Origin of the sequence: Allotamlana fucoidanivorans, assembly GCF_006265225.1 — a bacterium.
GTDB lineage: Bacteria > Bacteroidota > Bacteroidia > Flavobacteriales > Flavobacteriaceae > Allotamlana > Allotamlana fucoidanivorans.
In genome coordinates, this window is record NZ_VDCS01000001.1 from 62341 (window position 1) to 85881 (window position 23541).

Here is a 23541-nt window from a genome sequence, read left to right on the forward strand (position 1 = left end):
TTATCTCACAACCATTAGTTTGATGACTTTAGTTTCAAACGTATCAAGATCTGAAATCATTATCAAATATACGCCTGATGACACCATATTATTGGCAAGGTTTTTACCATTCCAATAGGCGGTTCCTCCATCAATTTCTAGGTTATACCCTCCGTATCTTTGATTAATTCTTGATTGTGCTTCGGCCACCAAATTACCTTCAATATCGGTAATTTTAATATTTACATGCTCTGAAACATCTTTAATCTTTACCTTTTTTTCAACTATATCAAAATGAGGTCTTACAGGATTGGGGTAAGCAAAAGCTTGTTGTAAGTCTTTGATAGGCTGTGAACTGCCCGATTTGAATGATACCAATCCTTTTTGTGTAGCTATATATACAATACCATTATCGCCATCAATAGAAATATCTCTTATACTGTTTGAAGGTAAAGGTGAGTTTGTTCGTGTGAAGTGAAATATGGTACGTTGACCATCGGGTGAAAAATAAAACAATCCAGAATCTGAGGTTCCTATCCATTTATTGTTTGAACCATCAACCTCAATATCTGTGATATTTTGTTGGTAAAGCAACTCTTTGGCTATACCATCTTCTTCAATTATAATTTCGTCTACTCTAATATCTGTGCTGTCAAAAAAATCAGAAGGATTATAAAGTACACGCAAGCCCCTTAATGTTCCAATCCACAATTGGTTTCTCTTATCTAAGGCCATGCCTGTAACCTGATTTGACGGCATATTGTGCTCTTCTCGTGCTATATTTTTTAGTAACTGACTTCCGTTATTTTCATGAAATCCTATCAATCCAAAATTACTACTTGCACACCAAATAGTTCCATCTGAACCAATAACAATTTTTGAAAAACCAAGATTATCATCCAACCCGCTATTAATCAATGACGTGAAATCAAACGAGCGCCATTGACCGTTTGCTGGATTATAAGACTTTAAAGGCCTGTCAATCCTGCTAGTTAGAGACCACAACAACCCATTTTTATCAAATGTACTTGTACCTACCCTGATATCAACATAGTTAGGATTAGAGGGGAGTACGAGGGATTCTAATCCACTATTCGTTTCATTATACAGAATCTTTGGAATATTTTCTTCAATCTCTACTATTCCATTTATAAATGAACTTATATAAACCTGATTTGTGTTAGCTGGGTTTATGGCAATACTGTTTAAACATTTTGCTTCAAAAAGATCTTCATAGGGTGTATTAATCCATTCATCATTTTTCAACTGACTTATTCCTCTACTGTTTAATGGATAAGGATTATATTCACTATCATACTCACCAAATGTTACCCAAACACCTTCATTTGTAGGTTCAATGGAAAATGGATTATTCAGTATGGGGCCATCTGGATGAATTTCTTCAAAAGTAAATGGACTATTTATAATTGTTTTCAGTATTCCAAAGTTTTTAGTACCAATAAAAACAAAATTTTCATTTACAACGGCAGAGGTATAAGACGTCTCAAACTCTTGTGCTTGTTCTATCTGGGAAATCAAATTGAAATCAGCATCATAAACAAAAATATGATTAGTTGTTGAAACTATAAGATTATTATCAGATTGCCTTAAATCCTGTGGCGAATCACTATAAGTAAATAACTCAATAACATTATCATTTAATATCTGGTATATTTTTTTATTGCTGTTTATAGCGTACAAATTGTTTTCTACCCCCTGAACTCCTAACCAACTTCCAGAATTAATGGTTTGCCAATTATTGAAATCAATAAGATTTGGATCTGATAAATCTGCCTTTTTTATACCATTATTGTTTAAGCTTGAAGCATAAATAAACTCATTGATTATTGTTGTTTGTGTTACTGGTATTTGACTGCCATTAGCACCTATAAAATAAGTATCACCAAACTCTAGTCGCTCCAAATCAAATACTGAAATCCCAAAATCAGTTGCAATATATACTAGGTTTTGGTACCCCGTAAAATGATTGATTCGCTTATTATTTGAAGGAATTGTAGGCTTATCAAAAATATCACGAACAGTTAAAACTTTTATGTCATTCTCAAAAACAATTTCAATAATTCCATTTTCATAACCTACAACCAACAATTCAAAGTCAGGACTATAATATATAGCAGAAATAGATTCTCCTGACAATCCGTTAACCGTTGTAAATTCTCTTAATTCATTTGTTTTGGTATCAATGCTAAAAACTGCGTTCTCTGCTGCTGCATATATTTTATTATTTGCTTGACTTAAGCCTACTATTTTGCTAAATGAAAAATGACCTTGCCATTGCGTAGAGTAGTCCTGAGAAAGCACGCCTATTGAAAAAAGAAAAAGTATAGATACAATAAGTCTTTTAAACATAGTTTTAATTTGAATATTCAAATATATTCATATCTAACGAGTATTTCTTTAGAACAAGTATGTTTAAACAAAAAAAGCTTCCCTTTCAGGAAGCCATTTTATCTTTTTAAATTTAAATGAACTAAATGATACCTTGCGCCAGCATAGCATCAGCAACCTTCACAAAACCAGCAATGTTAGCGCCCCGCACATAATCGATATAACCATCATCATCTTTACCGTATTCTAAACACGATTTATGAATATCGGACATGATATCTTTTAACTTATTATCAACTTCTTCTCGTGACCATTTAAATCGTAATGAGTTTTGAGTCATCTCTAATCCTGAAGTTGCCACGCCTCCAGCATTTGAAGCTTTACCTGGTGCAAATAATATTTTTGCCTTATGAAATGCTTGAATAGCCTGATTGGTTGATGGCATATTAGCACCCTCACTCACACAAATACAACCATTATTTAAAAGTGTTTTAGCATCATCTTCATGCAATTCATTTTGGGTTGCACATGGCAGTGCAATCTCACAAGGTATTTTCCATGGTGTTTGTCCTTTTATGAATTCTGCATTTGGATACTTATTCAAATATTCGCTTATTCTTCCGCGTTTTTCATTTTTCAATGTCATTACGAAAGCTAGCTTTTCAGCATCAATACCATCTTTATCATAAATAAAACCAGAAGAATCAGAAAGCGTTAACACTTTTCCTCCAAGCTGAATTACTTTTTCTGCAGCATACTGTGCCACATTTCCCGATCCTGATATCACGACGTTCTTGCCCTTAATACCATCACCTCTTGTTTCTAGCATTTTTTCAGCAAAATAAACCGTGCCATACCCAGTAGCTTCAGGTCTTATTAACGAGCCTCCCCACGACAATCCTTTTCCCGTCAATACACCTGTAAAATTATTACTGATTTTTTTATACATTCCAAAAAGAAACCCTATCTCTCGGGCTCCAACACCAATATCTCCCGCTGGAACATCGGTATTATGACCTATATGTCTAAATAATTCCCCCATAAAAGCATGACAGAAACGCATAATTTCGTTATCACTCTTCCCTTTTGGATCAAAATCACTTCCTCCTTTTCCGCCTCCCATAGGAAGCGTTGTTAAACTATTTTTAAAAACCTGTTCAAAAGCTAAAAATTTTAGGATACTCAAATTTACTGTTGGATGAAAACGCAACCCCCCCTTATAGGGACCAATTGCCGAATTCATTTGAACCCGATATCCTCTATTTACCTGAATTTCACCTTGATCATCAACCCAACACACTCTGAACATAACAACACGCTCAGGCTCCACCATTCTAAGCAAAATATTCTTTCCGTAATAAATATCATTTTTTACTATGTACGGTATAACAGTTTCGGCAACTTCTTCAACAGCTTGTAAGAATTCAGGCTCGTGCCCGTTTCGTTGCTTAACTAGATCTAAAAATTCTTCAACGGTACTTTTCATGGGTATGTTTTATAGTTAAATTATTGAATAATTATTTTTTTTCAACAAATATACATTTTCTATAAAATTTTAAACGTTTTTATTAGATATTCGTAATATAATTTTTCATTACAAATCAGAGCCTTTATTAATATTTGCTGATTAAACCGCTTTTTATATATTTGTTTATAAACATGCCTCAAAAATTTTATGCTTATATGCCCAAATTCAGTCATTTAGCTTTAGTGTTTTATCTTTGTTCCCTATCCCAATCGATAAACGCGCAGTTGGGTTTTTCTCAGGAAATAGGTGTTATTGCAGGGCCTGTACAGTTTAGGTCTGATTTTGGAATAAGAAATAACGAACCAACCAATTTTGGAAATTCTGGATTTGGTATTGGACTTGTTCACTATATAAACTTTTCCTATCGTGCTGATTGTAATTGCTATACAACAGACACGTACTTTAATGATCACTTTAAACTTAGAAGCGAAATTTCATATAATTATACCAAATTAGAGCATCTTGGACATTGGGTACAACCCAATAAAGTAAGTATTCAAGCCGATCAACTAAGAGGTCATAAAGGAGTAGCTGAAAATTTTGACATTGGTATGCAACTCGAATTTTTTCCCCTAAGCATTCGTGATTTTCAAGCGTTTTCCTATAGATTTGCTCCTTTTGTAAGTTTGGGTGTGCATTATACATCCTATAACCCTAAAGCAAGCACCACTTTTAACAATCCTAATCCTGATTTTTATGGTAATGTGTTTGAATCATCAAATATTTATTCCTTTTGGTTTGAAGATTTTCCAGATAAACCTCCTTACCCCATAAAAACAAAAGGAGGAGGAACTTGGTCTACGGTAGCCAGTGTTGGTGTTAGATATAAATTAACCAAACTATCTGATTTGATGCTTGATTTAAGATGGCAGTATTATTATAGTGATTGGATTGATGGATTAAATCATAATTGGGGCGGTTATGACCGTAATAATGATTGGTTGGTTTGGCTAAATTTTGGGTATATTTACTATTTAGATTAAAATAGTTTGCATCCCTTTTCTTATTTAGCTAGCAGTCAATTCATGAAAACACCTGTTTTACCAATTATATTTCTATCTCTTGCAGTTCTTGTTGCCTGTAAAGAAGAATCCACGCTGTCATTTTCAGAATTTACTTTAGCCTCAAAAGACAATACTATTGTTGAGCTTGATATCATATTGGCTTCGGGAGATTCAGAAGCAGCGAATAATGTAAACGCTGAAATTGAAAAAACGATTATTTTTTGTTTAAATGCCGAAAAACATAATACGGATAATCTGGAAGTAAGTATTCAAAATTTTAATCAAGATTATATTGATTTTAAAAAAGATTTTCCAGAAAGTCCGCAAGTCTGGGAAGCTCAAATAGATGGTGAAGTACTATACCAAACAGAAGACATAATCAGTATATCTATTACAACATACACGAATACTGGAGGCGCTCATGGCTTATTATCTATTACCTTTTTGAATTTTAATCCAGAAACTGGATTACTAATTCCAACCATTAATTTAATCAACAACACCGATGAATTTTCAAAATTAGCTCAATTTTACTTTGAGCAATCCATCACAAAAGACGATATACTTTTTAGCCCTAATACTTTTCAATTACCAAAAAATATGGCGTATACAGAGGAAGGTATCGTTCTACTTTATAATGCTTATGAAATAGCACCCTATTCTACTGGTATCATTGAGTTTAAAATCCCCTATCACGACGCAAATCCCTTCCTAGTTCTTAATGGCTCTTAATAAGGCCAAAATATACCCATAATGAATGCCTTCATGGACTAAAACAAACTGTAAAGCCTCATCTATATTTGTTAATGTATTTCCTGTAGTTGACACAGTATAGGCATTGTAATCTTTAAAAACACCTCGCTTATAATCTTCTTCTGTTTTTTTTAAAGTTGAGGTGAGTAGTCCTTTAATTCTATCCACATCAGCTTGCACTACCTGTTCTTCTGGTCTAGAATCCTTTCTATATTTATTAATCATGTCATCTGATAGCGAAGGTTCTAGTCCTGACAACTTATAAACCAATAATTGCTCCGTCACGACAACATGCCCAATATTCCAAATAATGTTATTATTGAAGCCTTTAGGTATTTTATTCAAATCTGCTAAAGATGTATTTTCAATAATTTTGCTAAAAATGGCTCTTGTATTATTTAAAACCTGAAATGTAAAATCCATAAAGTTTATTTTTTTGATAAATATACTTTTAATTTGTTTTTAGAAACAAAAGAGACTATGAAAAAAGTATATTATTTAAAAACCTGCAATACCTGTACTCGCATTTTAAAAGACCTTAATCTTTCTTCCGAATTTATACTTCAAGACATAAAAAGTGAGCCTATAACGGTTGATCAACTGGAAGAAATGCAAAAACGCGCAGGAACTTATGAAGCGTTATTTAGTAAACGTGCTAAATTGTACAAAGAAATGGATCTAAAAAATCAGAATTTAAGTGAACGCGACTATAAACACTATATTCTAGAACACTATACGTTTTTAAGCAGACCTGTTATTATTATAAACGACAACATTTTTATAGGAAGTTCAAAAAAAACTATTGAGGGCGTCAAAGAGGCCTTAAGTTAACTTTCTTTTTTGCTAGTACTATATTTTCACGAATTTATAATTCAAAAATGCTCTAAAAGTCAATACATAAGTAATGACTTTTTTTTTTGAAAAAGAAAAATTAACTTGTAATACAAAACTGAACAAGACTTGAAAAACTTATTTTCTAACATAAAAGGAGATGCTTTTGGAGGCATAACAGCAGGCATAGTAGCTTTACCTTTGGCATTAGCTTTTGGAGTGTCATCGGGGTTAGGCCCCACTGCTGGACTCTACGGTGCCATTTTTATAAGTTTTTTTGCGGCTCTTTTTGGTGGCACCAATACGCAAATTTCAGGCCCAACAGCACCCATGACCGCGGTAAGCATGGTGGTTATTGCGGGTATTATAGCCACTAATGATGGTGATATTTCAAAAGCCCTGCCTACTATTTTAACCGTATTTCTTTTGGCTGGCATTATGCAAATAGCATTAGGTATTCTAGGTTTAGGTAAATATATTAGATACATTCCCTACCCTGTCGTTTCTGGTTTTATGACCGCCATTGGGGTTATTATTTTATTCACACAAATTTTACCATCATTGGGTTATTATCCTAAAGAGGACAAGGTATTTGTTGAACAATTTAAACCATTGGCCGAGGAAGCTATTCTTGAAAACATCTTGAAGGAAGAAGCAGGAGAAGGTATTTTAGTACTTGAAAATTTTAAAGAAACTATAAATCGTGCTCAAGACATTTCTCAGGCCGATATTTTAAAAGAGTCACAAACCTTAGCTGCAAAAAAAGCCTCTGGAGCATTAGGTGCTATAAAAGCATTACCGCGTGCATTGAAACAAATCAATTGGCTAGAGCTCATACTTGCGTTAGGCACTATTTTTATCATTTATGGATTTAAACGCATCACTAAAGCTGTGCCTTCTACGTTGGTGGCTTTGGTGGTTATGTCTGGTATTGCTGTGGGGTTTGGACTTAATTATAGACCTATTGAAGAAATACCAAGCGGCTTACCCCTTCCCAATCTTGAAATTATCACAGCATTTAAATTAGGCAATATAACACCTCACATTTTCACAGCTTTAACACTAGCCCTTTTAGGTGCTATAGACTCCTTGCTCACCAGTGTAGTTGCCGATAATATGACAAAGACCAAACACAAGCCAAACAAAGAACTTGTAGGACAAGGCATTGGCAATAGTGTGGCCGCAATTTTTGGAGGAATTCCAGGTGCAGGTGCTACCATAAGAACTGTAGTAAACATTACGTCTGGAGGTAAAACCAAGCTCTCTGGTATGATTGCTGGCATTATGCTTCTCATTATTTTATTGGGCTTAGGCCCAATAGCATCGAAAATCCCTGCTGCTGTTCTGGCGGGTATTCTCATTACTGTAGGTATTGGTGTTATGGATTATAAGGGTTTAAAAGCCATTCCTAGTTTACCAAAAGACACCAAATTTGGTCCTTTAAAAGTCAGCTCAGAAGTATTAATTATGCTTACCGTTTTAATTCTTTCTACTTTCTGGAACTTGGTTTACGCTGTAGGTATTGGTTTGGTTATTGCATCATTAATGTTCATGAAACAAATAGGAGATTTAACAGCCGAACGCTCAGGTGTAAAACCATTAAAAGAAGAAGCTTGGGATGATGAAAGTGACTTTCCTGTAAATTTAAAAGAGGAAGTGTTTATAAAACACCTAAAAGGCCCTTTGTTTTTTGGAACCACAAGTGATTTTCAACAACTTACATCTCAAATTCCAGATACAGCAAGCACGGTAATTATTAGGTTGGGTAGAATGCAATATATGGATCAATCTGGATTGTACGCCATGGAAGACATGCTTCAGGAGCTCAGTAAAAAGCACATAGAAGTGCTGTTTGTTAACCTTTTAAAACAACCAAAATATATGATGGAACGCATTGATATCATTCCAGATTTAATTCCAAGAGAGCATATTTTTAAAGATTTTAAAAGCTGCCTTAAATGGATTAAAGCCAATGTAAAAGATGTATATTAAAATAACTAACCGATTAAGCCTCGTTATTTAAAGTCTCATCGGCGTCATCATGCTTCTTCTCAACAGTAATGGTTAAAAGGTTTGGAAATATAGCGGGCACCAAATCTCTTACTGGGGCATAAAGCGCTGAATTCGCCTTTGATTCCTCATCAAGAAAGGTAAAGGTGTTATTCATCTTATCAAAAATATTCAACACAACACTTAAAATCAGTGCTATTTTTAACCCGCCAAAAACACCACCTAGTAACTTATTCAGTATTCCTAATGCCGCAAAACTAGCCAGTTTTGTTAATGCCTTTCCTGCCAAGGCAATAGCCAAAACGATGATAACAAATGTAATAGCAAAAGCGGTCATATTAATTGTTTTTTCACTCCACTCGGTTTCTGTATGTAAAAATTCAGCTGCAAAATTACTAAAATGAATAGCACCGTATACGCCCGCAATAAGAGCCACTACCCCCGCAACCTCAACAAAAAGACCTTTCATAAAACCTCTTACCAGCCCCAATAAAATTAAAGCGCCTAAAACAATGTCAATAACACCCATAAAAAAACAATTTCAGCAAATATAAAATAATAGTCACAATATGGTTTATTAACTTTGTAGCTTTAAAAAAAGTATGTCAAGAGACGAACAACTTAAAGCACGTTGGGAACTTGTAGTAGCCAAACTATCTGCACAATTTTCAGATGGGGATACCTTAGATCTTGATGCCATCATTTACCTTATTGGCGTTCAAGAACTAGGGCAATTACACCGAACATTTAAAAAAGACCAAAAACTTGACCTTATGCATATTGCCATTTGTAAGCTATTGGCGCCTTATGGGTATTATGAACTCGATTTTGTTGATGATGATGGCTGGCCGCACTATACACCTCTTGAAACCTTACCGCATTTAAAAGCTGGAGAACAGAGTATTTTAATGAAAGAAGCCATTGTTAATTACTTTTTAGAAACCGAGTATATTCAATAAACTAATGAGGGCGTTACCCCAAGGGTCGGGCTTTTCGTTACAATCGTTTTGCTCGTACCTCACAAAAAGGATTTCCTCTGCAATCCCTAACGCAATTCACATAAAAAATAGTAAATTTGCATTCATTTTTGAAATGACGTTATGATAGACAAGATAAAAGAACTTATAGCTGAAGCTGAAGCATTTAAAGCCCAATCAAAAGAAGAAGTTGAAGCCTTTCGTATTAAGTACTTAGGTAAAAAAGGCTTATTAAATGACTATTTTGCTGAATTTAAAAACATAGCAAATGACCAAAAGAAAGAATTTGGTCAAACCATAAATAAGCTAAAAAAAACAGCTGAAGATAAAGTAAACGCCTTAAAAGAAGAGTTAGAAAGCAAGGAAGAAGTTACAGGCATTTACGGTGATTTATCACGTCCAGGAGCTCCTGTTACCATTGGCGCACGTCATCCTATCTCTATTGTAAAAAATCAAATTATAGATATATTTTCACGTATTGGTTTTAATGTGAGTGAAGGGCCAGAAATTGAAGATGACTGGCATAACTTTACTGCTTTAAATTTACCAGAATACCACCCAGCACGTGATATGCAGGATACCTTTTTTATTCAAACCAATCCTGATATTTTACTGCGTACGCATACCAGTTCTGTTCAAGTACGCTATATGGAAAACAACAAACCTCCTATTAGAACCATTTCACCAGGTAGAGTTTACAGAAATGAGGCTATTTCAGCCCGTTCGCACTGTTTTTTCCATCAGATAGAAGGCTTGTACATTGATAAAGATGTAAGTTTTGCAGATTTAAAACAAACCCTGCAACACTTTACTACCGAAATGTTTGGCAAAAGTAAAATACGCTTACGCCCATCATACTTTCCGTTTACAGAACCAAGTGCTGAAATTGATGTGTATTGGGGCTTAGAAACAGAAACCGATTATAAAATCACTAAAGGCACTGGTTGGTTAGAAATTGGAGGCTGCGGCATGGTAGATCCTAATGTTCTTGAGAATTGTAATATTGACACAAAAGACTACTCTGGCTTTGCTTTTGGTGTTGGTATTGACCGTATTGCTATGCTTTTACATCAAATTGGAGATATTAGGTTGTTAAGCGAAAATGATGTACGCTTTTTAGAACAGTTTAAGGCAGCTTTATAAGTCTATTATTTTTTCTTAAATTGTTGTAGCACAAGCCCATTATTTTTATTGGGCTCTAAAATTTGCATTTTGCTACAATGTTATGATAAAATTCTTAAGACGTATTCGCAAAAGATTACTAAAAAAGAGGCTTTTAAAAAAGTACTTGGTCTACGCCATTGGTGAAATTGTTTTAGTGGTAGTGGGTATTCTTATAGCGTTACAAATTAACTCCTGGAATGGCAAGCTTCAAGAACGTAAAGAAGAACAAAAGGTCCTTATAAATTTAAGAACCGAGCTGAAAAGTAATCTTGCTTTTTTAAAATATATAAAAAAGAACAAAGAAGGCGCACTTCTCTCTATGAAGGTACTTATGAATGAATGTACCAATAATTCCAACTACAAAACTCATAATTTAGATAGTTTATTAGGAACAGCTTTTATCTCAGGATGGAAATTTGTATCGCATACCGGAGTTTTAACCAATGTATTGGAATCTGATAAATTAAATTTAATACAGAATGATAGTTTGAAACATTTATTGGTATATCTTCCAACAGCAATAGGTTTTGTTGCTATGGAAGACGATTCCTATAGATCTGACATGCATAATTATTACTTACCCTTCTTAGGAAAATACTATCAAACCAAAAATATGACTAATGCGCTAAATCAATTGGAAATTGATTGGACATCGGAGTCTTCCCGATTTACAAGGAATCCTGAAGATTTATTAAATAACCCTGAGTTTGAAAGCATATTAAACTCTCAACTTATTTTTATGAAATTTTCTTTGTTTTCTATTCAATATCTTGAACAGGCTTTTGAGACCATTTTACCTATTCTTGAACAAGAAATTAAAGACAAAAAGCATATACCTCAATTTCATTCTAATGAGCCTGCTTTACCTTTTAATTAATATCATTTTATAATCCGTACATTATTAGCACACGAGCATGTTAATTTCTTTCATACTTTTGTGCTCTCAGTAAATAAGAAACATGAAAAAAGATATTGAAATTCCAAAGGTTGAAGGTGTGTATATAGCGGTTGTTAATGAGTACAACGATATATATAAAACACAGGATTGGAATGCGTATATCATCAATGATAAAGCTATTGATTTAGACATGGTTTTAATTGTTACCAGCGGCTATTCTGAAAGCAAAACTACCTCTGTTTTTAGAAAAAAGATTGATGTGTTACCTAAAAAAAGTTATGCTAAAATCGAATTAATACAAGAAGATCTTTTTGCCTTAAACAACACCTTTAAAGTCTCCTTTTTTGAAGGCAATACTATGTTTGACAAAACCTTCTTGTTTAGAAAAAATACTATCAATTTAAAGGCTTTACAACCCATACCTTTAATGCAAAGCAGAGGGGTTTTAGTGAAGTAATAAAAACGCTTCTAACAGACAAAAACCACTTAAGAACTAATCTAACCTATCCGTCAGTTTTTTAAATACTTTTTTAGGGTTTTTGTTTTCATACAACACCTCATAAACCGCATTAATAATAGGCATACTGGTTTTTCTAGTATTTTTTTGATTGAGTAAATATGCACTTTTTGTAGCATAATACCCTTCGGCTACCATATTCATTTCCATTTGTGCAGATTTTACGGTATAACCTTTCCCAATCATATTACCAAACATGCGGTTTCTTGAAAACACCGAATACCCTGTTACTAGTAAATCACCTAAATACGCTGAATTATTAATATTCCGTTTCATTTTATGCACCTTCTTTATAAAGCGCTTCATTTCACGAATAGAATTGCTCATCAGTACACTTTGAAAATTATCGCCATACCCAAGACCGTGAGCAATTCCTGCGGCAATAGCATAGATGTTTTTTAACATAACAGCATATTCCACCCCAATAACATCATCACTTACCTTTGTTTTTATATAATCGCTTTTAAATTGATTGGCAATGGTCTTTGCTTTTTTTTCATCTGAACATGAAATGGTGAGATAAGACAAACGTTCAAGCGCCACCTCTTCTGCATGACACGGTCCAGCAATTACCGCTATATTATCATAAGGTACCTTATAATACTCATGAAAATGTTCTCCCACAAGCAAACCGCTTTCTGGCATAATACCTTTTACAGCCGATACAATAATTTTATCTGATATGTCTATATGAAGCTTTTCCAACTCACCATGAATAAATGCTGATGGAATTACAAAAACTAAAACATCTGCATACGCGGCAATTTCATTAATATCATTACTTAACTTCAATTGCTCTAAATGAAACTCTACCGAGCTTAAATAATTAGGGTTATGTTGCTCTTTTAGTAAATGCTCTTTGGTATAAATACTGCGCATATACCAACCAACTTCATCTAAATTTTCACAAAGCATTTTTACAATAGCTGTAGCCCAACTTCCTGCTCCAAAAACCGCATATTTTAAAGGCTTTTCCATAAAAAACAAATCCATTTACGATTCAAAAATACATAAAATTTTGAGTAAAAAAGCCTTCCAGCTAAATAAGGGTTTTCTTTTTTGGCACGCGTTTTGAAACCGGATTAACAGAAACCCAAAATCGAATGCCTTATGAAGACTATAAAATTACTTTTTATTTTTGCCCTTTCTGCCACTTTATTTACTTCTTGCTACACAGAAACCCTGGTTGACACCATCATTGTTGAACCACCCGTTGAAAGACCCATAACGATTAATGAATTATTAAACAGTTATGAATTATGGTATGTGGATATTAATGCTACCAAAGGTTATGGCGAAGTCCCATTTTTACAAAAAGCCTTTACCATATCATTTATACAAGGTGTGCTTTATGCTAATAACAATATTGTTGGATTAGGTTATACTGGTGATGGGTTTGGAATTGACGTTGGCGCTTATAATGCTTATAACATGATTTTGGACGTATCACACGATTTAGACGGCTTTGAAACCTTTGATGTTTATCAAATAAATGCAAATACCATAGAGCTATATAATCCTAGGCTAGACACATCATACTTTTTAAAAGGCTATCAACGTAAGAATTTTGATTACGACTTCGTATTCTATGACAACATACATTACTTCTTACAAGAATATGAAGCCTGGGAAAAAACGTTTACCAGTGAATATGGTGCTATTAATGAGTTTGACCACGAAAACTACTTACAGTTTTTAGCAGGTGGAAACGATACTACGTTTAGAAGCTCTAAAGATGAGTTAGGGCTAAACCCAAACTATATTTTCTGGGACTATACAGGGGTTTATGGTGTTGGCGATGTAGACAATGATTTCTATTTAAAAACTTTAACATTAGATTATGATTTCATGGGCAATGAATACTTTGAACTCACCGTTATAGATGATGAAACAATAGAGCTGTTCCACCCATCATCAAAAACAGTTTATAGGTTTTTAGGTAGGGGTTATATTCAATATCTTAAAACCGCTGATGGTAAAACAGCAGAAAAGAAACGTAAGTTTAGAAAAGATAAAGTAGACAACCCACGAGAAAATACTAGGGTTTAATAATAATTTTTGGTTGGTTATTTAGTGGGAAACCGTTTGAATATTTCTTTTTCAGGCGGTTTCTTTTTTATTTAAAAACAACCCATTTTTCAAACCGCTCGGTTTAACCTATTAATGAGAATATACCTTAGATTTTCATACTTTGAAATGTACAAAATAGACCAAAGCAACCCCCATAACATCAAACCAAAAAACAAGATTAAGCCAACATACACATCAACAAAACCAACTAATAAGCTCGCTACTACCGTAAAAATAATATTAAACAATATGGCTTGTTTTAAACTCATTCTAAAACATCCTGTTAAAAAGTTACAGGGTTTTAATTGATCTTTAATCAGAATTTTTTTCGGATTAGAAAAGTCAATAATAACATCATGATAAAAATCCATTTTTATAAAAAGAATATCCCCAACCCTTTCATAAGAATAATCAAATTTATCTAGGAAGTTTTCAACACTTTGAATATCCATAGTCTAGCAAACTTTTAGTTCAATGTTTTTCAGTACTCAAAACGTAATACTGAATCTTGTAACCTATAAATTTAGACATGAAACTTTAAAAGTATGTTAAGCGGAGATTAACTTTACATAAGTTAATCTGAGTGTCTATGTTAAGAAATAAGTGAAAAGGCATTATTTTGTCGCTAAATAGCATTGAAATCCCGGGAACGATTTTTAGTTCCTTTATATTTTTTATGCTATTTCTTCAATATCGTACCTCCCAGACCTCTATCAGCAGACTAAAATGGACTTGCCACATATTGTATCCCTCAGTCTGAATGCAGAAGTAAATCTTGTGTTATCTCTCTTTTTTACATGATCATTTTCCACGCTGGGATAATAGTCTGGCTTGTATGCAGACTGGTACTTAATGAACAGCCAATCACTCGTCTGTCATATAAATCAATAAAGGTAATGAGCTACAACCAACCCTCCTGAGTTTTGATATAGGCAATATTAGATACCCAAACTTCATTTAATCTGCTAGGATTAAAGTCGCCTTCCAACCAATTTCCACAAATTGTATATTTGTGATTGGGATCTGTGGTGACCCTAAATTTTCTTTTATACTTACTCACCTAGTTATTTTCTTTCATGATTTTAGAAAACTTTTACATTGATATACAACAATATAACATTCAAATTGTTCTGCTATTCTTGTTGACCTGTAACGCCCATGACTCTTATCAAATTCATGTTTTAATAAATCTGTAAACAAACGATGTTGTAAGGATCTTTTGGATGGACCACCCACAAACCATATGCAAAAACTACTCCTACTCACTTTTAATGCTCTTACATATCTTCTCGATAGGATATAAATGCCTATAACTGACTACAAACCCTTACTGATATTAAGAGGAGAAAATACTGTTTTCGGGTATTTTGTAAACGGCTTTTTTAATATCTCAAGCTCTAGCTCTTTTTCCATAAGAGCTTTGCGTAATCTTTTAAGCTCCAAGGTGTCATCGGATATTATATTTTTAAGACTTAGGAGATGTGCTTGTTTTGGATGCTCTGCGTCATTCAGATTCTTTGAACTTCTATGCCCATCACGTCAGCTAACTCTTTTATGTTTTCTCGCTATTAGCTTAACCGTACAGCCTGTTCCTTTAATTCGCGGCTTCAAAATTGTTTTTCATGTTTCTAAGATCTTTGTTTTATAACAAACGGTCTTAAATTTTGTGTCCGAGTAAAGGTAACAAGTCTAGTTAGGAAATAACCCCTCAAGGAGGCAATTTTGTCAATTGGACTTTTCTCTTGAGGGAAGATGTATCGGTGATTTGCTTACAGGTGTTATTGGCGCTTGGACCTTATTGTTTATAGATGGTCTGCCAAAAAAATAAAAAAAGGGAGTAGTGCCACTTTTTTTATTGCTTAATATATCTGTAAATTTGCGCTTTATTCAAAAATTATGGCACGCATACTTACAGGCATACAAAGTACAGGAACACCACATTTAGGAAACATTTTAGGGGCTATTATACCAGCAATTGACATGGCTAAAAAACCCGAAAACGATTCGTTTTTGTTCATTGCCAATTTACACACCTTAACCCAAATTAAAGATGCGGCAACTTTAAGAGAAAATACCTATTCAACAGCAGCAACCTGGTTAGCTTTTGGTTTAGACATTGAAAAAACAGTATTTTACAGACAAAGCGATATTCCACAAGTGACTGAACTATCTTGGTATTTAAGTTGTTTCTTTCCTTATCAACGCCTAACTCTAGCACATAGTTTTAAAGATAAGGCCGACAGACTAGAGGATGTTAATTCGGGTTTGTTCACGTATCCCATGCTTATGGCTGCTGATATTTTGCTTTATGATGCCGAAATCATTCCTGTTGGAAAAGATCAATTACAGCATATTGAAATGACCCGTGATGTCGCCTCAAGATTCCACTCTAAAGTGGGCGAAACTTTTGTGTTACCTAAAGGACAAATTCAAGAAAACACAAAGTTAATTCCAGGCACCGATGGTGAAAAAATGAGTAAAAGTAGAAATAACACCATTAATTTATTCCTTCCTGATAAAAAACTAAGAAAACAAATTATGGGTATTCAAACCGATAGCACAGCTCTTGAAGACCCTAAAGATTGGCGTACTTGCAACTGTTTTGCTATATATAGTTTGTTAGCCAATGAAGCGCAAATTGCGACCATGAAAGCGAATTATGAAAATGGTGGTTACGGCTACGGTCATGCTAAACAAGCTCTTTATGAATTAATAGTTGAAAAGTTTGCAGAACCTCGTGAGAAGTATCACTACTACATGAATAACCTCAATGAAATTGATAAGGCTTTGGCTGTTGGTGCCGAAAAGGCCAGACTTGTTGCTGATAAGGTTTTAAACCGTGTAAGACATAAAGTAGGTTACTAATTTGAGTAAAATATATTTAGAGATTATTACCTTTGTGTCTGATTCTGTTTTGATACCACATTTCGGTTGGACTGCCATGGGTGTTCCAGTAAAGAAAACTAAACAGCCTCAAATAATTTGCCTGGCAACGGTCTTACCACTCCTTTTAATTCCATATTTAAAAGCATACCAGCTAGTTTAAATATAGGTAGCTTACAATGAAGTGCAATGGTATCTATTTGTTGCTTTTGATGCTCCTTCAGATAATTATAAATTTCTTTTTCATAGGTATCTAATTCAACAAACAATTGTTTTTGTACCGCAGGCTGCTGCTCTTCTTCTAGTTTCCAATTGAGCATGTAGGGAATATCTAGAGGATTGGAAAGCATATGCGCTTTTTGCTGTTTTATCAAATTATTGCACCCCACACTTTGGCTATCGGTTACTCTGCCAGGCACTGCAAATACATCTCTATTATAAGAATGTGCAATGTCTGCCGTTACTAAACTTCCTCCTTTTTCGGCCGATTCAATTACTATGGTGGCTTCACTTAGACCCGCAATCACTCTATTACGCTTTAAAAAATTATTCCTATCAAAATTAGAAGAACTCCAAAAATCGGAGAAAAAACCTCCATTTTTTTCCATATCAGCAACATACTTTTTGTGTATTTTTGGATACATTTGGTTAAATCCATGTGCCAAACAAGCTATGGTTTGAAGTTTATTCTTAATAGCAAATTTGTGTGCTGTAATATCTGTACCATAAGCAAATCCAGATACAATTACGGGATTAAATGGCGCTAATTGCTCCATTAAAATTTCACAAAAAGCTATGCCTTGCGTGGTTATTTTTCGTGTTCCTACAACGCTAATAATATGTTGATTTTCTAAGTTAATGTTACCTGTTTGAAACAATAGTATAGGGGCATCTATACAATGTTTTAATTTCTCAGGATATTTGGCATCTTCAAAATACAGGACATCAATGTCATTTTGCTTAATAAACAGCATCTCCTTTTCGGCTTCAACTTTATGACTTGCTTCATGGAGTTCATTTATAGTATACACTCCAATGCCATCAATTTTTAACAAGTGACTCTTTTTTTCTTTCAAAACAGCTTCAGCAGATCCGCAATGCGCAATCAGTTTTTTGGCTGTAATATCTCCTATATTGGGTACATGTTGCAAGGTTAATGTATGGAGCAAATCATTTTCGGTCATAGGTAAGTATCTGATTTTAAAACTAAAATAAAATATTTTTTACACTGTTAATAAATACCTTCATCTAAATTTTACTGCAATGCATTATTTTTTAACTTTGGATTATGCAACTAGAAACCTACATTAGCGACTTACTGTATAGATACGAGTGCGTTACCATTCCTGACTTTGGCTCTTTTTTATCACAACGTGTATCGGCATCAATTGATGACATAACCCATACATTTCATGCACCTAAAAAAGTATTATCCTTTAATGAGCAAATTCAAAAAAACGACGGTTTATTGGCGCATTATATTGCCGATATAGAAAAGATTCCTTTTGAAGCGGCAAACCAAAAAATTGCTAAACGTGTTAAACTTATAAAATCATATTTAACCGAAGGCGAAGTTTTAACCTTTAAAGCCATTGGAGAAATACGATTGAATAATGAAGGTAAAATTTTATTTGAACCTACCTATCAACTCAACTATTTAACAGACTCTTTTGGTTTATCACCAGTGGTAACACGAGAGGTTTATAAAAAAGAAGTTGAAGCCATTGAGAATGTAATTCCTATTTCAATTACACCAGAGAAACGCAAATCTAGACCATATTTAAGATATGCTGCTGTTGCTATGATTACCTTAACCTTAGGTGGATTTGGAGCTTCAAAATACTACGCCAATCAAGTTGAAGCTCACAATCAAATGGCTTTAGAAGAGGCAACGCAAAAACTAGAAACTAAAATTCAACAAGCTACGTTTAGTTTAAACCCGCTGCCAGCAGTCACTCTAAATGTGTCTAAACAAACAGGACATTATCATGTTGTTGCAGGTGCCTTTAGAATTGAAGAAAACTCCATAAAAAAAGTAAAACAGCTTAAAGCACTAGGATTCAAAGCAAGAGTTTTAGGTTTAAATAAATCTGGTCTTTATGAAGTTGTTTATGGAAGCTTTGAAACTGGAAAGGAAGCCTTAAAAGCAGTTAGAGACATTAGAGTGTCACATAATAAAGACGCTTGGATAAAAATCGATACTGAAATTTCAATAAAAAAAGAGAACATCAAATCTGTTACAACACCTCGTATTTCTGAAAATAAAGAAGCACAAATAGAATATGACACTATTAATGAAACTGTGACTGACTTTACTTCTAATAACGAGTCAAATCTAATACAAATTGTTAGAAATGTTGAAAATGCAGAGAGTGCTTTCTATTTGGTGCTAGGTAATTTTAATACCGTAGAAAAAAGAGATGCCTTTTTAACAAAAATGGCTGCAAAAGGTATCAAAAACACTAAATTTTTCTATCATAATGAAAGTGGTATGTATTTTATTTACCAACAAAAATATGATCATTTAAACACAGTACAAGAGGCTCAAAAAGCTTATTCTAATTCAAATTTTGAAAGAAAAACAGTTATCGTGAAGGTGAGCAACTAAAAACCCTTTATTTTTAGTTTATTAATCTTTAAAAGCACTGTACCTTTGCAACACAGAATAAAAAATGTGTTATGACAGCAAAGACTCCTGAACAATCTAGAACTATAATGACCGATTTGGTTTTACCTAGTGAAACCAACCCTTTAAATAATCTTTTTGGAGGTGAGCTTTTAGCTAGAATGGATCGTGCTGCCAGTATTGCTGCCAGACGTCATTCAAGACGCATTGTTGTAACCGCTTCTGTAAATCATGTGGCCTTTAGTCGTGCTGTGCCTCTGGGTAGTGTTGTAACCGTTGAAGCTAAAGTGTCTAGGGCATTTAAAACGTCTATGGAGGTGTTTATTGATGTTTGGACGGAAGATCGTGAATCGGGTAAACGCACCAAGGCCAATGAAGCCATATATACCTTTGTAGCTGTTGATGAAACGGGAAACCCCGTTGGTGTTCCTGAGTTAATTCCTGAAACCGAATTAGAACAGCAACGTTTTATAGCGGCGTTAAGACGTAAACAACTGAGTTTACTTTTAGCAGGAAAAATAAAACCAGCGCAAGCCAGTGAACTTAAAGCCCTTTTTGAAGAATGAATCTAGTGCAGTCTTACATTTTATAAATCCAACTTGCGGGATTTTCTGTATTAAACCCTTTTGATATAGTGAAACTTAAAATAGTATCGCCATTACTAGGATTAGTAAACACTTCTCCTATCTCTTGTTTTGTATTTACCTTATCTCCTTTTTTCACATATACAGAAGATAAATTTTTATAGATGGTTAAATAATTCCCATGACGAATCATCACAATAGGATTTACGTTCTTCATTTTTAATATTTCACTTACCTCACCCGCAAATACAGCTCTGGCCTTAGCCCCTTTGGTAGTGGCTATACGCACGCCATTACTTTTAATGGTCAAGGATTTATCTATGGGATGACGTTGTGTACCATAACCCAATCGTACCACGCCGCGTTCTACTGGCCACGGTAGTTTCCCTTTATTAGCTACAAAATTTGAAGCCAACACTTTCTCTTCGGCAGTTAGAGCAAAACTTTTTGAACTGGTACTCTTACCCGCTTTCTTATTCGATTTTGCTATGGCGGCCCTAATTATTTTTTCAATCTCCTTATCAATTCTATCCGCCTCACGTTGTTTTTGACGCAATTGTGAGGCATACCTTGACAAGTTCTTTTTAATATCAAACATTAAGCTTTGGTGTTGCCTGCGCTCTGCCTCTAAGGTTTTTTGAACAGCTCTATTTTCAGCTATAAGTGTTTTCTTTTCCTGTTGTTGTTTTAACAACTTGGTATTTGTAGCTTGTAATTCCTCTGTTTTAGCCTTTATAACCTCGCCTTGTTTCTTTTGATGCTCTGAATACTGCTTAATATATTGCAAGCGCTTATAAGCCTGTTTAAAGTCTTCAGAAGATAATAAAAACATAATACGGCTTTGTTGATTCTTACTTTTATATGATTTTACAATCATGGCCGCATAATCTTCTTTAAGCTGAACCAATTCTTCTCTTAAATCTGAAATCTTATCTTGATTGGTATTAATTTCTCGCGTTAGAAGATTTGCTTGTTGATTCGTCACCTTGATTAGGTTTGACAACACACTGATTTTATAATTGAAATCTTCAATGAGGGAAAGCTCTGATTTTTCTTTTGATTTATTTTCGGCTCTTAACGCATTTATTTTCTCAATTTCCCGGCGTAATTCTTGCCTACGAGATTCTAGTTGCTGCTGTTTATTGGTTTGCGCATATCCTGAGAAACAAGCCATCAGCAACACGAAAACAAATAATACTTTATATGACAGTGTTCTCTTTATCATTTAAAGTTCAATTTTTTCAAAACCTGACGGAATTTTAAACGGAAAGCGTAATGCTTCATTCAAAGACACATTTTTAAATTCCAAATTTATAATTGTTTCTTCATTAGCCTCAACAGCGATTACCTTTACAGTTTCAGGCAGCACTTGATTATTAACCTTTTGAAAAGACTCATAATCAATTTGAAGATGTCTTAACTCCTGTGGCTGGGTAATTTGTTGTGATTTAACTTTAAAATTAGACGGATTTAGTAAAAAGAAAATTTCAAATAGTTCGCGCTGTACTTTTGGTTGTACCACATAAACTTGATTATCAACAGCAGACACATATTCGCTCGAACTTAAAGGGTAAAGCGTTTCGCCCATCAACAAATTTTGAACCTTATTAAAATCAAGCGTTGTACCGAGTAAATCACTCAAATATTTATAATCACCATCAAAATAAGTGTTATCTATTTTATTATAGAAACTAACTTTCTCTGGCGTAATCATAGCTCTAATTACTGAGAAGGAAGCATTCATCCAAAGCACTTTATCTTTTTGTGCTCTGAACGTTACCGTATGTGTTTGAGAATTGCCATTTTGAGAAAACGTAATTTTCAATCTAGCCTGTAGCGTTTTAAACTGTGCTTCTTGTTTTTCATTAGCCTTAAATAATTGCCTTGTAGACAGGGTATAATCTGGTGCTCCATCTTTAGCAGTTTTTACTGACTTACAACTCACCACTAAAAGTATACTACTTAAAAAAATATAGAGGTATCTACGCATTAATTTGAACTTTGAATTTGTTTAGCTTTATCACTAAACGTTTTTGCTTTTACAGTATTGTTTAACAAAGTATATGCCTTACTTAACTGAAGGTAGAAATCGGCTTCCATTTTTGGGTCATCAATAATATAATCTATCCCCGCATCAAGCGCCTCAATAGCCTCGTTTGGTACCCCTAATGCATTACAGGCCACTCCATTTATTAAATAAAATAAAGGTTGTGAAGGAAATTTTTCTAGCACTTCTGAACTTTTTGACTTTGCTAAATCATATGTTTCAAAATCAATATAAAGCAGCAATATGTTTTTTAAAGCTAGTATGTTATTGGGCTCAGACACCAATACTTTTTCAAAAGATTCTAAGGCCTTTTCCTTGTTGTTGTTTGATAAATGATAGTGCCCTAATTCCATCAATGACTTTCCATTTTCTGCCTCACTTACCATTGAGGTGGCTTCAACCAACTCTGATTGATATTGGGGATATTGTTGTACAAAACTCACAAAATCATTTAATACTTTAAGTTTGGCTTCTGGTTTTATGGCTGTGCTCTGTACCACTATTTTCATCGATTCAATGGCCTTTTCAGGTTCATTATCATCTAAATAAAATTTATACAAAGCCAAATGTACCAGCTGCGAATTAGGATGGGTGTTTAAGAGTTGTTTAGCTGTTTCAAAAGCCTTTTCTTTTTGGTTATTTTCACTATAACGAAAGATTAAAGCTAGATAGTTTGACTCCTTATTTGGGTTACGTTTAATACGTGATTGCAGATTCTCAATTTGTTCCTCTTTACGTCCTGTAAGGTCATAAACGTTGTTACGCATCATGTCTCTGGTTACAGAAACACCCAATTCTGCATCAAGCTCATCTAGAAGCTTTAAAGCCTCATCATATTTTTCTGTTTTTATAAGTAAGGTCACCAAATCTTCTTTATAATCAGGATGGTATTTTACCAATTGCTCTACTGTTTTTAAAGCCTCATCGTGTTGGTTTTGCTCAGCATAAAACCCATATAACTCATCTAAAAACCATTCGTTATTTGGATCTTTATCCACCGCTTTTTTAAAAGCATCTTCAGCAGAACCAAAATTTTTAAGCTTATTGTAGGATTTACCAAGTTCAAAATATAAAACGGGGACTGATTTATCAATTTCTATGCACTTTAAAAACGCTTCAACCGCCCGATCATAGTTCTCAATACTTTTTTGCTTCAAACCTTCGTAAAACAATTCCTGAAAGGCATCTTCGTTATCACCTAAATCATCATCAGGTGTTTTATTAAAATCTACCTGAGCACGCATCGTCTGCGGAATGAAAATCATTCCAAAAAGAAGCCATAAAATAATTAGGTTATTTCTTTTCATAAGATGCATTGCAA

Annotated in this window: 23 protein-coding genes; 12 read left to right on the forward strand and 11 right to left on the reverse strand. The window is 34.0% G+C overall.

Annotation, left to right across the window (positions count from 1 at the left end; translation table 11 throughout):
• Together porZ and gdhA are read right to left on the reverse strand one after the other, a co-directional pair.
• Entirely contained in the window at window positions 1-2349 is a 2349-nt protein-coding gene (gene porZ / locus FGF67_RS00240; protein ID WP_139694454.1) for a type IX secretion system anionic LPS delivery protein PorZ, read from the reverse strand.
• A 121-nt stretch (window positions 2350-2470) separates the two neighbouring features.
• On the reverse strand, window positions 2471-3814 hold the full coding sequence (gdhA, locus tag FGF67_RS00245) for an NADP-specific glutamate dehydrogenase (protein WP_139694455.1): 1344 nt from the start codon (window positions 3812-3814) through the stop codon (window positions 2471-2473).
• Window positions 3815-4011: 197 nt separating this feature from the next.
• Here gdhA and FGF67_RS00250 point away from each other — a divergent pair, with 197 nt between their 5' ends.
• A complete protein-coding gene (locus FGF67_RS00250) occupies window positions 4012-4839 on the forward strand; it encodes a THC0290_0291 family protein (protein WP_139694722.1) in 828 nt (275 codons plus the stop codon).
• A 42-nt stretch (window positions 4840-4881) separates the two neighbouring features.
• Window positions 4882-5592, forward strand: coding sequence for a DUF3298 and DUF4163 domain-containing protein (locus tag FGF67_RS00255; RefSeq protein WP_139694456.1), 711 nt, complete (start codon window positions 4882-4884; stop codon window positions 5590-5592).
• Here the strand turns inward: FGF67_RS00255 and FGF67_RS00260 are convergent.
• Window positions 5572-6036: a DinB family protein gene (locus tag FGF67_RS00260; RefSeq protein ID WP_139694457.1), complete on the reverse strand. Its 465-nt coding sequence runs from the start codon at window positions 6034-6036 to the stop codon at window positions 5572-5574. The two genes, FGF67_RS00255 and FGF67_RS00260, sit on opposite strands and share 21 nt — an antisense overlap.
• Before the next feature lie 57 nt (window positions 6037-6093).
• Between FGF67_RS00260 and FGF67_RS00265 the strand changes: the two genes are divergently transcribed.
• Both FGF67_RS00265 and FGF67_RS00270 read left to right on the forward strand, forming a co-directional pair.
• Window positions 6094-6444 (forward strand): arsenate reductase family protein, encoded by a 351-nt coding sequence (locus FGF67_RS00265; RefSeq protein ID WP_139694458.1) that lies wholly within the window; start codon window positions 6094-6096, stop codon window positions 6442-6444.
• A gap of 129 nt (window positions 6445-6573) precedes the next feature.
• Window positions 6574-8436, forward strand: coding sequence for a SulP family inorganic anion transporter (locus FGF67_RS00270; RefSeq protein WP_139694459.1), 1863 nt, complete (start codon window positions 6574-6576; stop codon window positions 8434-8436).
• Window positions 8437-8449: 13 nt separating this feature from the next.
• Here FGF67_RS00270 and FGF67_RS00275 read toward each other — a convergent pair whose 3' ends face one another.
• On the reverse strand, window positions 8450-8983 hold the full coding sequence (locus FGF67_RS00275) for a CvpA family protein (RefSeq protein WP_139694460.1): 534 nt from the start codon (window positions 8981-8983) through the stop codon (window positions 8450-8452).
• A gap of 73 nt (window positions 8984-9056) precedes the next feature.
• On the opposite strand from FGF67_RS00275, the gene FGF67_RS00280 reads away from it, so the two are divergent.
• The 4 genes from FGF67_RS00280 (at window position 9057) to FGF67_RS00295 (ending at window position 11950) form a co-directional block, all read left to right on the forward strand.
• Window positions 9057-9413, forward strand: coding sequence for a hypothetical protein (locus FGF67_RS00280; protein ID WP_139694461.1), 357 nt, complete (start codon window positions 9057-9059; stop codon window positions 9411-9413).
• A 141-nt stretch (window positions 9414-9554) separates the two neighbouring features.
• Window positions 9555-10574 carry a phenylalanine--tRNA ligase subunit alpha gene (pheS, locus tag FGF67_RS00285; protein ID WP_139694462.1) on the forward strand — a complete coding sequence of 340 codons (1020 nt, stop codon included), beginning with the start codon at window positions 9555-9557 and terminating at the stop codon, window positions 10572-10574.
• Window positions 10575-10656: 82 nt separating this feature from the next.
• The gene (locus FGF67_RS00290) at window positions 10657-11472 is read left to right on the forward strand and encodes a DUF6090 family protein (RefSeq protein WP_139694463.1); all 816 of its coding nucleotides are present in this window, start codon (window positions 10657-10659) and stop codon (window positions 11470-11472) included.
• Window positions 11473-11554: 82 nt separating this feature from the next.
• The gene (locus tag FGF67_RS00295; protein ID WP_139694464.1) at window positions 11555-11950 is read left to right on the forward strand and encodes a hypothetical protein; all 396 of its coding nucleotides are present in this window, start codon (window positions 11555-11557) and stop codon (window positions 11948-11950) included.
• 36 nt (window positions 11951-11986) lie between these two features.
• On the opposite strand, the gene FGF67_RS00300 is transcribed toward FGF67_RS00295, so the two are convergent.
• Window positions 11987-12988 carry an NAD(P)H-dependent glycerol-3-phosphate dehydrogenase gene (locus FGF67_RS00300; RefSeq protein WP_139694465.1) on the reverse strand — a complete coding sequence of 334 codons (1002 nt, stop codon included), beginning with the start codon at window positions 12986-12988 and terminating at the stop codon, window positions 11987-11989.
• A gap of 132 nt (window positions 12989-13120) precedes the next feature.
• Here FGF67_RS00300 and FGF67_RS00305 point away from each other — a divergent pair, with 132 nt between their 5' ends.
• On the forward strand, window positions 13121-14059 hold the full coding sequence (locus FGF67_RS00305) for a nicotinic acid mononucleotide adenyltransferase (protein ID WP_139694466.1): 939 nt from the start codon (window positions 13121-13123) through the stop codon (window positions 14057-14059).
• Between the two features lie 89 nt (window positions 14060-14148).
• Here FGF67_RS00305 and FGF67_RS00310 read toward each other — a convergent pair whose 3' ends face one another.
• Window positions 14149-14532, reverse strand: a complete 384-nt coding sequence (locus tag FGF67_RS00310; RefSeq protein ID WP_139694467.1) for a hypothetical protein — start codon at window positions 14530-14532, stop codon at window positions 14149-14151.
• Window positions 14533-14981: 449 nt separating this feature from the next.
• Window positions 14982-15140, reverse strand: a complete 159-nt coding sequence (locus tag FGF67_RS17205) for a hypothetical protein (protein ID WP_158293151.1) — start codon at window positions 15138-15140, stop codon at window positions 14982-14984.
• Window positions 15141-15976: 836 nt separating this feature from the next.
• Here FGF67_RS17205 and trpS point away from each other — a divergent pair.
• Window positions 15977-16945, forward strand: coding sequence for a tryptophan--tRNA ligase (gene trpS, locus FGF67_RS00315; RefSeq protein WP_139694468.1), 969 nt, complete (start codon window positions 15977-15979; stop codon window positions 16943-16945).
• A gap of 98 nt (window positions 16946-17043) precedes the next feature.
• Here trpS and dprA read toward each other — a convergent pair whose 3' ends face one another.
• The gene (gene dprA, locus FGF67_RS00320; RefSeq protein ID WP_139694469.1) at window positions 17044-18147 is read right to left on the reverse strand and encodes a DNA-processing protein DprA; all 1104 of its coding nucleotides are present in this window, start codon (window positions 18145-18147) and stop codon (window positions 17044-17046) included.
• A gap of 104 nt (window positions 18148-18251) precedes the next feature.
• Here dprA and FGF67_RS00325 point away from each other — a divergent pair, with 104 nt between their 5' ends.
• Window positions 18252-19571: an HU domain-containing protein gene (locus tag FGF67_RS00325; RefSeq protein WP_139694470.1), complete on the forward strand. Its 1320-nt coding sequence runs from the start codon at window positions 18252-18254 to the stop codon at window positions 19569-19571.
• A 71-nt stretch (window positions 19572-19642) separates the two neighbouring features.
• Window positions 19643-20155 carry an acyl-CoA thioesterase gene (locus FGF67_RS00330; protein ID WP_139694471.1) on the forward strand — a complete coding sequence of 171 codons (513 nt, stop codon included), beginning with the start codon at window positions 19643-19645 and terminating at the stop codon, window positions 20153-20155.
• Window positions 20156-20168: 13 nt separating this feature from the next.
• Here FGF67_RS00330 and FGF67_RS00335 read toward each other — a convergent pair whose 3' ends face one another.
• From FGF67_RS00335 to FGF67_RS00345, 3 genes are read right to left on the reverse strand one after another with little or no spacing between them, the layout of a single operon-like run.
• Window positions 20169-21398 carry a murein hydrolase activator EnvC family protein gene (locus FGF67_RS00335; RefSeq protein WP_139694472.1) on the reverse strand — a complete coding sequence of 410 codons (1230 nt, stop codon included), beginning with the start codon at window positions 21396-21398 and terminating at the stop codon, window positions 20169-20171.
• Window positions 21399-22163, reverse strand: a complete 765-nt coding sequence (locus tag FGF67_RS00340; RefSeq protein ID WP_139694473.1) for a DUF4292 domain-containing protein — start codon at window positions 22161-22163, stop codon at window positions 21399-21401.
• Window positions 22163-23527 carry a tetratricopeptide repeat protein gene (locus tag FGF67_RS00345; protein ID WP_139694474.1) on the reverse strand — a complete coding sequence of 455 codons (1365 nt, stop codon included), beginning with the start codon at window positions 23525-23527 and terminating at the stop codon, window positions 22163-22165. The genes FGF67_RS00340 and FGF67_RS00345 overlap by 1 nt, the downstream gene beginning before the upstream one ends.
• Window positions 23528-23541 lie beyond the last annotated feature (14 nt).